Raw genomic sequence first — 10,973 nt, 5'->3', positions numbered from 1 at the left:
ACGGCGAGTCACATATGGCGTCGTTGGTCTTTAAACCGATTTGATCAACAACGCCTCTTTTACTACTCGACGAGCCCCCCTATTTGAAGCATCTGGAGTATCGACAGTATATTCTTTGTAGTTACCTTCCGGCAGTTTACCTTCTCGATTCTTAAACGTTATTCCATCACGTTTATGTGGAAATGGCCCATTTGATTCAATACGGTCAAGAGTCTTATTAATTTCGGTTAAACGATCTTTATCTGCAAAAGGAAGTTTTCGTCCTGCACTCTTTGTAACATCAGAACACCCTGACGTTCATCGTCGCCAACAATGCACAGAACCCCAATGCTATCAGTATCTTAAAGCACTACACCACAGTGCTTCCATTATATTATCTATTTTAAGCCCTAGGTGCACTTCTAGCTTAAAATGACGTACTTGTGCGTCTAACCAAGTATCAGTCCAGAAGCAGGGATTCTGGAAGACAAGCGGCTAAGAGATAAAGTAAAGCCCGCGAATGCGGACCTTGAACTACAAAAAATTTGTTGTTACAGCTACAGATCAATCTTCAAATAATATTTCCAGTAACTGATCGAAGCTATCAGCCACTTCATAAACATTACCTAAATCATTTCTACTTCTTTCATCTTCAGCATCCCAAAAAACTATCTTCCCATATTCAGCCTTAGACAATACTAAACAAATCAAGTCGTTTGTATCGCTACACGCAATTGGAATATATGAATCAGGCAACTTGCTTTTATATTCATTGTAATTCCAATTCAAGCAGCTAGATTCAATCTCCCGGTCTACACCGAAGAAAACCTGAATGCCACCAACTTCTTCAGAATACCCTTTTATTGGAAACGCATCAGGAGATGGGCTGCCGCCATTAAACTTTAATAGAAATTCTTTATAGCTAGTAGGAAACTCCAACTCAGTATTTAAGGTAATTACTTTTAATTCTGATTCAGATATAGATCTACCAGGGCTATCAATAGCATCTAATCTAACATAATATCACTCGCTGTTATCCTCCCAAAAATCCACCATCATGACCAGTTTTTGTATAAATATCACGCGGAACAAGCTGCATCGTTTTACCATCTTGGTGGTGATGCCACACATGACCTTCTGGGGTCTTTTTAAATCCTCCAGTTTCATTTGCAGCTTTAACATCTTTCCTTCTACTACCAGTAAATTCGATTTTCACATCCTTTTTCGAAACACTGGAGAAATCAGGGTATCCATTTTTGTCAAAAGGAATACCTGTTTCAGGATGCTTACCACCTGCCAAATGCCCGTTGCGCCTTGCTCTCTTTGTAACACATCCCTGAGACTTAGCCTTATTTTTACTGTTCTTAGCCTGTTTCTTAGCAGCATCTTTCTCCTTTTTCTTCGCGATATCCCTTAAGAGCTTTTTAAGGAGCGCTCGTGCCGCAGCAGCAATTGCAGCTGCCACCGGATTTCTACCATCCGGGTCCACATACTCTAGCGGATCACCACTCACATAAGCATAGAGGTTGATCCCACCAGTGGGTCGCGGTTAAGCCAGCGGCGCTGATAAGGCGAATGGGAGCGATAACCAAAATAAACTAACCCACTCGCAAAGTCACTGCGTTTCGTTGACTAAATTCTATCGATTTTAACAACATAATTTTCAAGATATTCAATTAGTCACAATTTAGTGTGTATATCACTTTATGACCGAATATACTTCTACTTTCATTTAAGAACATTTTATCTTTATTCAGCTCACAATAAGAAAGTGCATATCCCGATATTTTTTCACCATTTGTACTTCCCTTAAACTTACATACACTATTTGATTCAGTGCCATTGGCAAGTCTAAGTGTTGGCTCACAATACACCTCAAAGATCTCAAAATCTGTTACTTCACTGGGATTAACTCCAACTAGAGTTAAGTGAAAAGATATAAATATAAACATAAATATAAATATCGCTGTAAGCATCATTATGATATTTTTTTTCAGTCTATTTCTCACATACAACTCCTTTGATAGACCTGCTGTAAACATCAACCGCCACACATAAAGGTTTTGAGGGAGGAAAGATTGTGCTAGCCATATCTGCTGCGATTTGACTATAACCAGCCATATCACATGCTTTTTTATTAGCATCTTTTTCACCTTTTTCAATACTATCCTTTACTTCTTTAGGATAGTAATCCTCTAAAGGTCTATCTGGCACGTATGGTATTGGGAGGGCTTGTTGACCATCAGGGTCCACATACCCTAGCGGATCACCATTCACATAAGCATACAGGTTAATCCCACCTTGTTCTTGTAGTGGGTCGCGGTTAAGCCAGCGGCGCTGATAAGGCGAATAGAACCGATAGCCAAAATAAACTAACCCACTCGCAAAGTCACTGCGTTTCGTTGAGTAACCAAAGGGTTGCTCACTAAAACTGCCTCCTTCGACTTTTCCATAAGGGGTGTATTGGTAGCTCTCAACAACTTGACCAGACGAGTTTAAAACTTTTTGAACGTGACCTAGATGGTTATAAACATAGGTATAGACATCGTTATTTGTTTTCGCGACCAGTAAACCACCGATACCACCTGGCGCTGACTTGTCCCAAGCGTATTCTTGAACTACCTCCCCTTGAGCATTACGTTGTTGAAGCTCAACTAACCCATAACGAACAAACTGCTTCTCCTCGACCAGCGCTTTGTCTTTGTACAACTGGTATTGGGCCAACATATGGTCATGCGCGTAAGCAAATTGCTCACGATATTGAACGTTATCACGCGTAAAGTTCAGCGTTGTTAATCGGTTTTCTGCATCGTACTTCGCTTCAAAAGGCACGCCATCAGCTAAAACACCTTTGGTAGGGTTACCGTCTTTGTCATAAACAAACGCGTTGGGCTCCCCATTCCACTCAGTAATCTGATTGAGAGTGTTATATCGTGCAGAGGCTGCCAGCTTAGGTAATACCCAAGCTGGCGTTCCCGTTTGCTCTGCTAATTGTCCCGCTTCATCAAATCGGTATTGATAGTCAACCAGCGTGGTATCTTTACTCTTGTAAGTGATGGCACTCAAGTCACCCAACTCATCCAGCGTCGTCTCTCGCGTTATGCTATTAGGCAAAGACAAACTTGTAGAAAGCGCAAGCGGTGAGTAATCATACTGCTGATAAAAGCGTTGTCCCAGTGCATTAATTTCAATCACACGCCCTAAGTCATCGTATTGATACGCCGTATTTAATGTCTTTCCAACATACAGCTCTGAAAGTAAATCGTGTGATCACCAAGCGATTCTGTCGTACCTTAATTACCAAGCGACTTTGTCATTACAATAACTACCGAGGGATTTTGACGGGACTAAATTGGCTTACCTTTTAAAGTAATTAGTTAAACTTTAAAAGGGGCTAAGGATGTTCTATATGGATTCTAAATCCCAATTTACTGTCGATATCATTTGCAAAATTATCGAGGGTAAAATCAGTATCAATAGTGCCACTACCTTACTCAACAAGTCTCGGCGAACTGTTGAACGTTATCTAAGCCGATATCGGAAAGAAGGTATTCGCTTCATCATTCACGGTAATCAGGGGCGTTCTCCAGTTAATAAGATCCCTGACTCGCTCAAGAAAGAAGTCCAAAGCCTCATACAAACTAAGTACTTCGATTTCAATTTGCAGCATCTCTCTGAAGTCCTCAAAAAGAACGAAGGGATCGCTATTAAGCGTGAAACATTACGCTCTTGGGCACACGATATCCATCATGTTAAACGTGCTAAGCGACGCAGAACTCGCGTCAGGAAGTATCGGGAGCGGATGGAGTTACCTGGATTAATGCTTCAAATGGATGGGAGCCCTCATCGCTGGTTTGGTGATGAGAAATCTTGTTTGATTGCTATGATTGATGATGCTACTAGTGATATTCACGCTCAGTTTTTCCCCTCTGAGACCACCGAAGGCTGTATGAAGGTGATGAGAGCCTATATTGAGAAACGAGGGATATTTAAGACGCTCTACGTCGATAGAGCAGGTATCTTCGGTGGTCCTAAGCGAAGCAACTTCTCCCAGATGCAACGAGCTTGTGAGGAGCTTGGAATTGAAATTATCTTTGCTAACTCACCACAAGGAAAGGGACGCATTGAACGCTCATTCGATACCTTCCAAGATAGGCTTGTACCAGAACTACGACTGCACAACATTACAGATATGGAAGGCGCGAATCGTTATTTACAAGAAGAGTTCATACCCAATTATTGGGATGAAAATGTTCGTGTTCAGCCCAAAAGTTCACGGTCTGCCTTTAAGCGCTTACCGCCCGATTTAGACCTCAACAGCATCTGCGTACAGAAAGAGTATCGAACCATACGACGTGATCATACGTTTGGCTTTGGTAACAAAAGGTATATTATCGACTCGCCTATCCGCTATTCCATTGAAAACCAAAAAGTAGAGATTAGATGTCAGTTCGATGGCACATTCTCCGCCTATTTTGGGCACCGTAGGCTAGATATTACCGAGCTGGTTGAGCCTCGTAAATGCAGTAAATACGGTAAAGAGGTTCAGCGGAAGATAGAAGCCTTAGAGCTAGTAGAGCAGCTGGGTAGTATATCTAAAGCAGCCCGTATCCTTGGTTGTTCTCGCCAATCCCTTTACACCTATCAGAAAATAATGGCTGAGGAAGGGCCTATGGGGCTGAAGCGGATCAATAAGCCTCTGAACCGCAGTAAGAATCGCATACCAGAGTATGCAGAAGATAAGATTATTGAGCTGACGTTGCAGAACCCACACCTGACTTTGATGCAACTCACGATGGAGCTAAAACAACACGATATCAATGTGAGTATCGGCACGATCAAAAACATCTGGAAGGAAGAAAACCTCAGCACTAGAGAACTTAGGATTAAAAAATCACAATCACTGAATATCGACGTGTAAGGCGAGAAGTATCAATCCTGACTAGAATGTAAGAGCATGACAGAATCGGTTGGTACTTATCCCGTCAAGATCCCTCAGTAATGACACTGAATTTTTACCCGTGGTACGTTCTACCTCAGAAATGCCCCTTTGCGTTTCAGCAAGATTTCAGCCGATAAATTATGTCCCTGATTTATCGGCACTACCTGCACGAAAGAAAGTTAAGGTACGGTGGTAGCTTTCTCCCACAAACGTGCATCACGAGCCGAACTACAGCTACTCTCTCATTTGCATAACTATGTCGATGATTCGATCACAAATAACCGCTAGTATACGTTTATTTGGTTGATTATTGAGTGAGGTGCAGGTGCAACAGCAAGATTTAGAAGAAAAAGTTATTTCAGCAACAAAGGATTTTGCTGCCTCGATTAACTTATCAGGAAAACTGTTGGCTGATATGTCACCCCTTATCGAGATCACATCAACAGTTCCTTTAGCTAATTTAGATTATTGGGAAAGGCTTGTTCGTGAAGAGTTTTCTAAAGCACTAAAAAACACGGCTCAGCCGAAATGGAAAATATGGGCAAAACCCTCTCAACAACTGACCTGGCTAGACTTGATTAGCTGGGATGGTTACAGGAGAGAGAAAACTCTTCGGGCTATTTCGGGAGCGGCCCCCAATGCTTTTTTTCTTTCATTGGCTATCCGTAGGCTAAATGACTGGGTTCCTCAAGTTAGAGAAGCTGCAAGAGATAAGCTTCCATTAATAGCGAAAGAAACCGCTCCTGAACACGTTGTAAACTCACTATGTTTTACTTTAGCTAATTGGCATTCATGGGGGCGAATTGAAGAAGTCGATAAAAAGGTACTTCTAGAAATTATTTCCAGACAAGAGGTTGCAGAGGTATTCAGAGCAAAGTTGATATCTTCTTCATCTGGACCAATGCCATCCTTGTTCTCTCAACTAGGGCGCACTTCCATTTTAGATGAATTCTTAGATGAGATCGCTGAACTCTCCACCCAACCCGTAGTTAGGGCAAAGGCTTATCGTAGTCAATTAGAAGGCCGTATGGCTTGGGTTGATGGACGAAAATGGGTATGGACAGATATCCGATATTGCGAAGGAAAATATCAAGCAATCGTATCTGAAAGGAAATTGAGTGTTTCAACGTCACCTTTAGCTTTGATCAAAAAATCAGCCAAGGATCGCAATCCAATAGTTAGGCGGGTAGCCGCAGAGTTTCTCATAAGGAACCTTGATGAATTTGGTACTCAAGCTAAGAGCTTTGCCGAGTATTTTGCATCTGATAAATCAGGCTCTGTATCAGAAAGAGGAAGATTCGCTTTAAAGCAGTTAGAAAAAACTAGTTAGGACAACATGTTTATTATTTGTACACATCTGCTGAGCGCATATTCACTTTTGATACCGATTAAACTGTTTTAACGATGAAAGGAATTGTCCAATTTCGTGCACGAGCGGCATCGCCTGAAGTTGTGCCGTTCTGCTGTTTGGGGGATGGAAAACTCTCTGAAGGGTAGATTTTGCCCTAAGCCCCAAACTCATTCCTGTCCACCGACGTTTTAGATCTTCCTAAACCCTATTAAATGTGACTGCCAAACTTCATGTTGACCAAAAACACTGAGAGGAGGTCATCATGAGAAAGTTATCTTCTGGAAAGTGCAGTGGCATCAAAAGGCCATTTAAGCTTGAAGAGATCTGGCGGATCAGAACTAGGCTGGAGATTGAAAATGATCTGATGCAGCTCGCACTACTGAACCTAGCTATAGATAGCAAGTTAAGAGCGAGTGATTTGCTCAAGCTACACGTTTACGATGTTTCTTCGCAAGGAGTTATCTATGAAAGGGTTCAGTGCATCCAGCAAAAAACTGGCACTGATGTCCACTATGAGATTACCCCGAGAACACAGCAAAGTATTAGCCGCTGGATTTTTGCAGCATCCCTAGAGGCAAGCAGTTTTCTATTCCCGAGTAGCCGACGCTTTGGGCAACCTATCAGCTACTCATTCTATCGTTCAATTATCAGGAACTGGGCTGCAAAACTAGGACTGAATGCAGACTATTACGGCACTCATTCCATGCGCCGCACCAAAGCCACTTTGATTTATGCCAGAACGAAAAACATCAGGGCCGTACAGATTTTACTTGGACATTCGAAGCTAGATAACACAATTCGATACCTTGGCGTTGAGCTAGAAGACGCTCTGAGGTTGTCTGAGAAAACAGACTGCTGAGAGGTAGGAGCTGTTACAGGCTTTTCTCCTGAAAAGCCTGTGCCCCAAAGTGTGTCACGACCGATGACTGACTAATTAATGGTGAGTTGATTTTGTAATACATATGCTAACTAACAACCCTAGAGTGCAGGTGTTTTTTTCGTAACCCATCACTCGTGTGCGTACAAAAATCACATAACCACCATATATGGCTTGAGTTGCTTAAAAAGGTTGAGCAAGATGGCCAGAAGCAAATGACTATATCCCGACTGAAAAGCGTTATGCATAGGGGCAATTAATGACGAAAGCGAAACAAGCGTTAAGCATAAAAGGTGATACGTTTAACCCATTTCCAGAGCCATTTAAATCTCGCCTTGGTCAATCTGAATGCAGAAGTTTAGGTGATTCTTTTGGGCTCACTCAGTTCGGTGTGAATCTGGAAGTATTAGAACCGAATGCGCAGTCGGCTCTTCGCCATTGGCACACAAGGTCAGATGAGTTTCTTTATGTACTCGGTGGTGAGCTATGTTTAGTCAGTGATGACGGTGAGCAGACATTGTTTGCAGGAATGTGTATTGGCTTCCCTGCTAGGGTCGAAAATGGTCATCATTTAATAAACCGTAGTAGCGAACAAGCTAAATTTATAGTTATAGGGAGCCGAGTTGCAAAAGACGAAGCCCATTATCCAGATGATGATTTCAAATGGGTTGTTGAAAGTTCGGGTGAATGGATTCCCTCTAGAAAGAACGGCACACCATACTAGTGACTGTTAAGTAGTAGGAGGTAGACTATGATTCCAACAGCGATTCTTATTCATGTTCAAAATGTCGCATTAGGCATCGAGTGGTATCAAAAAGCCTTTCCTACAGCTGAATCTGTTTATCATCCTAGTTTCGACTTTACCGTGCTCAATTTAAACGGTTTTTCTCTTGAGATAGTGCAAGCAGACGAAAAAGTAGGCTCGGGTAAATGCGGGACAGTTTTATATTGGTCGGTAAACAACTTGGATAAAGCACTGGATCATTTTGAAGAACTTGGTGCAAAACTGTATAGAGGCCCAATGGCAATTGAAAATGGGCTTTTTATGTGTCAAATCGAAGATCCGTTTGGTAACTTAATTGGCTTGCGTGGGGCGACGACGTTGCAAGTGGTTTAAATGGATTATAAAAGGCCTTATATGCCATATCAGTTTAGGAGGTAAAATGGACATTTTGATCGAACAAGAAATAGAACTCCATCAATACCAAACTCGTCAGAACAAAGCTGACCTTGATCGTTTAATACACCCTAGTTTTACTGAAGTTGGTAAGTCAGGAGATAGCTACGACTTTACATCCATTATTCAAATGATGGATTTGGAAGAGCCTTCAGATATCCGCGTTCATTCTCAAAAGTATGAATGTATTCAACTTGAGCCTTCTATACAGCTTTTAAAGTATGAATCTGCTCTTGTAAGTGAATCTGGAGAAGTTAGTGACTATGCCAAACGCTGTTCAATTTGGACATTTACGGGCACTTGTTGGAAGCTCAGGTATCATCAAGGTACGCAATGTAAACCTTTCAAACTCAGTTAGTAGTGATTATCCGAAATCTAACTATCTACTGAAGTTTGTCATTACGGGGGAGCTTAAAGTTTGTGATTACCGAGGGAGGTTGACGGTCTAAATACCGAAGGATTCTGTCGCTGCTTTATTCATAGTAGTCCACTATTGCAGATTAGTTTCTATTCGATAATTGATTCCTCGGCACGTGCCTCCCGTAACTCTCTTGTATTCAGCTTTTCTTCAAGCCAGATGTTCCTTACTGTTGAGTGACTAATCGAGATGTTAAAACGCTTTCTCATCTCACCACTTATCCTAATAGAGGTTAGGTGAGGCGATTTGAGTGTTAATGAGATGACGATATTTCGAGTCTTTTCATCGATGCGATTATTGTTGTGTGATTGACCATACAGACGTTTCAAAGCAAGTGGGCCATGGGCTTCAAGCAATTGACGGTTGTTGTGAATGCTTTTGACAGAACAACCGCTTTGTCGGGCCGCTTCTCTAACATTCCCTAACTCATTGGCAAGCTCTATAGCCTCGATCTTTTTCTGAACCTCTTCTCCGTATTCTTTCCTAGAGCTAGGCTCAGTAAGCTCTTTAATCGATAACTCTCGGTCGGCAAAGTAAGCCGTAAAACCACCATCAAGTTGCTTACGTAATTCGACTTGTTGACTCACGATAGAGTGCCGTAATGGGGAGGTGATTTGATACATTGCGTTGGCGTAACTGAAGGTATGATCTCGACGGATTTTTCGATATTCTTTTTGAATACATATCGCGTCAATGTTGAGGTACTTCGGAACGGGTGTATGCTCAGAGCGCATTAATTTGGCGTTGACTGTGAGGGTCGTTGCCCAATACTCAGGGATGAAGGTATTTTGTAGGTAGTTATTTGCACTGGTCATATCAGTAACCCCAGCCAGCCTTAACTCAGGGACTAGACGATCTTGGAACGTATCAAAGGCACGTTCGATGCGACCCTTGCCTTGAGGCGAATTGGCAAAAATAATTTCTATACCCAGCTCTTCACAGGCTCGTTGCATCTGGGAGAAGTGGCAACGTTTTGGTCCACCGAAGATGCCCGCTCTATCGACATACAGAGTCTTAAAAAGCCCTTTTTTCTTGATATAAGTTTTCATTACTTTGAGGCATCCTTCGGTGGTTTCTGAAGGAAAAAACTCCGCATGAACCTCACTGGTTGCATCATCAATCATGGCGATAAGACAGGATTTTTTATCACCGAACCAAAGATGCGGACTGCCGTCCATTTGCAGCATTAAGCCTTCGGCTTCCATACGCTCACGTCGTCTTCTTACCTTAGAACGTCGATGTTTGGCTCGTTTTACATGATGGATTTCATGTGCCCAGGTACGAAGCGTCTCCCGTTTTACTTTGATACCTTCAAATACCTCTAACATATCGGCGAGATGAAGCATGTTAAAGTCGTAATACTTGGTCTTTATAAGAGCTTGAACTTGTTGCTTTAAGGTAATGGGGGTTTTATTAGCGGGTGCCCTTCCTGTGTTGCCATGAACCACAAATCGGATACCATCAGAGCGATATCGCCTGAGATAACGTTCGATGGTTCTGCGAGACTTATTGAGGAGCTTAGAGGCATTAGTAATTGAGATTTTACCGAGAGCAACTTTTGCGATGATATCCACGGTAAGCTGAGATTGAGTATCCATAACGATCATCCTATACACCCCTGACTAATTCGTAGCACTAGTCAAAGGATTACGTAAAAATAGAGACCGTCAATTTCCCTCGGTAATTAAGCGAATGACAAAGTCGCTTGGTAGTTACGATACGACAGAATCGCTTGGTGATCACACGGGGGAGCTTAAAGTTTGTAACACGCCTCTGCCCCAAAGTTCGTTAGAGCAAATGCTCTACACAATTTAGGGGCGTGCGTTTTGCCCTACGAAAAGTTATCCAAATTCGGTAGCTGTCAAAGTTATGCCACACAGAAAACCGCCCCCATTATCTTTATCACTAACCTATTGATTTATTGTTGAAGCGTAAAAAGAAAGGCTGCATTATGTGATCATAGAATACAAACGCCGCTTAGCAATCAGGAGAAACAATAAGTGTAAATATCAGAAGTGCAGAAATCAGTGATTCGAAGGCAATCAGTGAATTAATCTTACCTTTAGCAAAAAAATATGTTTGTCCTACTTGTGATGCGTCTGCACACGATATTTTGGGCTTTGTTGCGTAATTAAATTTAAAGATAGAACTACCCCGTTTCACGTATTTCTTAATCAATACGACAAGTTTCAGGCATACCTAACCCAGTAAGCTTGTTCAACGCTTTTA

Annotated in this window: 11 protein-coding genes and 1 pseudogene; 6 read left to right on the top strand and 6 right to left on the bottom strand. The window is 42.0% G+C overall.

Going from position 1 to position 10,973, the window contains the following annotated elements; all coding sequences use genetic code 11:
* Positions 1-30: 30 nt before the first annotated feature.
* The 5 genes and pseudogenes from ACED60_RS24440 to ACED60_RS24420 all read right to left on the bottom strand — a co-directional run.
* A pseudogene (locus ACED60_RS24440) lies at positions 31-258 on the bottom strand (ribonuclease domain-containing protein); the annotation flags it as partial.
* A gap of 285 nt (positions 259-543) precedes the next feature.
* A complete protein-coding gene (locus tag ACED60_RS24435; RefSeq protein WP_371728640.1) occupies positions 544-960 on the bottom strand; it encodes an SMI1/KNR4 family protein in 417 nt (138 codons plus the stop codon).
* 52 nt (positions 961-1,012) lie between these two features.
* On the bottom strand, positions 1,013-1,444 hold the full coding sequence (locus ACED60_RS24430) for an HNH endonuclease (RefSeq protein WP_054542945.1): 432 nt from the start codon (positions 1,442-1,444) through the stop codon (positions 1,013-1,015).
* Between the two features lie 211 nt (positions 1,445-1,655).
* Positions 1,656-1,988: a hypothetical protein gene (locus ACED60_RS24425; RefSeq protein WP_371728639.1), complete on the bottom strand. Its 333-nt coding sequence runs from the start codon at positions 1,986-1,988 to the stop codon at positions 1,656-1,658.
* The gene (locus ACED60_RS24420) at positions 1,978-3,174 is read right to left on the bottom strand and encodes an RHS repeat domain-containing protein (RefSeq protein WP_371728638.1); all 1,197 of its coding nucleotides are present in this window, start codon (positions 3,172-3,174) and stop codon (positions 1,978-1,980) included. Before ACED60_RS24420 ends, ACED60_RS24425 begins: the two co-directional genes overlap by 11 nt.
* 205 nt (positions 3,175-3,379) lie before the next feature.
* Here ACED60_RS24420 and ACED60_RS24415 point away from each other — a divergent pair, with 205 nt between their 5' ends.
* From ACED60_RS24415 to ACED60_RS24390, 6 genes are all read left to right on the top strand, one after another.
* Entirely contained in the window at positions 3,380-4,900 is a 1,521-nt protein-coding gene (locus tag ACED60_RS24415; protein WP_371728637.1) for an ISNCY family transposase, read from the top strand.
* 346 nt (positions 4,901-5,246) lie between these two features.
* Positions 5,247-6,251 carry a hypothetical protein gene (locus ACED60_RS24410; RefSeq protein ID WP_371728636.1) on the top strand — a complete coding sequence of 335 codons (1,005 nt, stop codon included), beginning with the start codon at positions 5,247-5,249 and terminating at the stop codon, positions 6,249-6,251.
* A 283-nt stretch (positions 6,252-6,534) separates the two neighbouring features.
* Positions 6,535-7,131, top strand: a complete 597-nt coding sequence (locus tag ACED60_RS24405) for a tyrosine-type recombinase/integrase (RefSeq protein WP_017102632.1) — start codon at positions 6,535-6,537, stop codon at positions 7,129-7,131.
* Positions 7,132-7,408: 277 nt separating this feature from the next.
* Positions 7,409-7,873 (top strand): cupin domain-containing protein, encoded by a 465-nt coding sequence (locus tag ACED60_RS24400; RefSeq protein WP_017090291.1) that lies wholly within the window; start codon positions 7,409-7,411, stop codon positions 7,871-7,873.
* Between the two features lie 27 nt (positions 7,874-7,900).
* Complete coding sequence (locus ACED60_RS24395) at positions 7,901-8,266, top strand: VOC family protein (protein WP_017097734.1); 366 nt, start codon at positions 7,901-7,903, stop codon at positions 8,264-8,266.
* 46 nt (positions 8,267-8,312) lie between these two features.
* On the top strand, positions 8,313-8,684 hold the full coding sequence (locus ACED60_RS24390) for a DUF4440 domain-containing protein (RefSeq protein WP_017097735.1): 372 nt from the start codon (positions 8,313-8,315) through the stop codon (positions 8,682-8,684).
* Between the two features lie 149 nt (positions 8,685-8,833).
* Here ACED60_RS24390 and ACED60_RS24385 read toward each other — a convergent pair whose 3' ends face one another.
* Positions 8,834-10,351: an ISNCY family transposase gene (locus ACED60_RS24385; protein ID WP_371728635.1), complete on the bottom strand. Its 1,518-nt coding sequence runs from the start codon at positions 10,349-10,351 to the stop codon at positions 8,834-8,836.
* Positions 10,352-10,973: the final 622 nt, after the last annotated feature.

The organism is Vibrio sp. 1F279 (genome assembly GCF_041439815.1).
In the GTDB taxonomy this organism is placed as follows: Bacteria; Pseudomonadota; Gammaproteobacteria; order Enterobacterales; family Vibrionaceae; genus Vibrio; species Vibrio tasmaniensis_A.
This window is presented reverse-complemented; position numbering and strand designations above follow the sequence as displayed.

Bases quoted from the DNA above. Each gene is read 5' to 3' on its own strand.
- ACED60_RS24415 (WP_371728637.1), top strand. From the start codon at position 3,380: ATGTTCTATATGGATTCTAAATCCCAATTTACTGTCGATATCATTTGC.
- ACED60_RS24405 (WP_017102632.1), top strand. From the start codon at position 6,535: ATGAGAAAGTTATCTTCTGGAAAGTGCAGTGGCATCAAAAGGCCATTT.
- ACED60_RS24400 (WP_017090291.1), top strand. From the start codon at position 7,409: ATGACGAAAGCGAAACAAGCGTTAAGCATAAAAGGTGATACGTTTAAC.
- ACED60_RS24395 (WP_017097734.1), top strand. From the start codon at position 7,901: ATGATTCCAACAGCGATTCTTATTCATGTTCAAAATGTCGCATTAGGC.
- ACED60_RS24390 (WP_017097735.1), top strand. From the start codon at position 8,313: ATGGACATTTTGATCGAACAAGAAATAGAACTCCATCAATACCAAACT.
- ACED60_RS24385 (WP_371728635.1), bottom strand. From the start codon at position 10,351: ATGATCGTTATGGATACTCAATCTCAGCTTACCGTGGATATCATCGCA.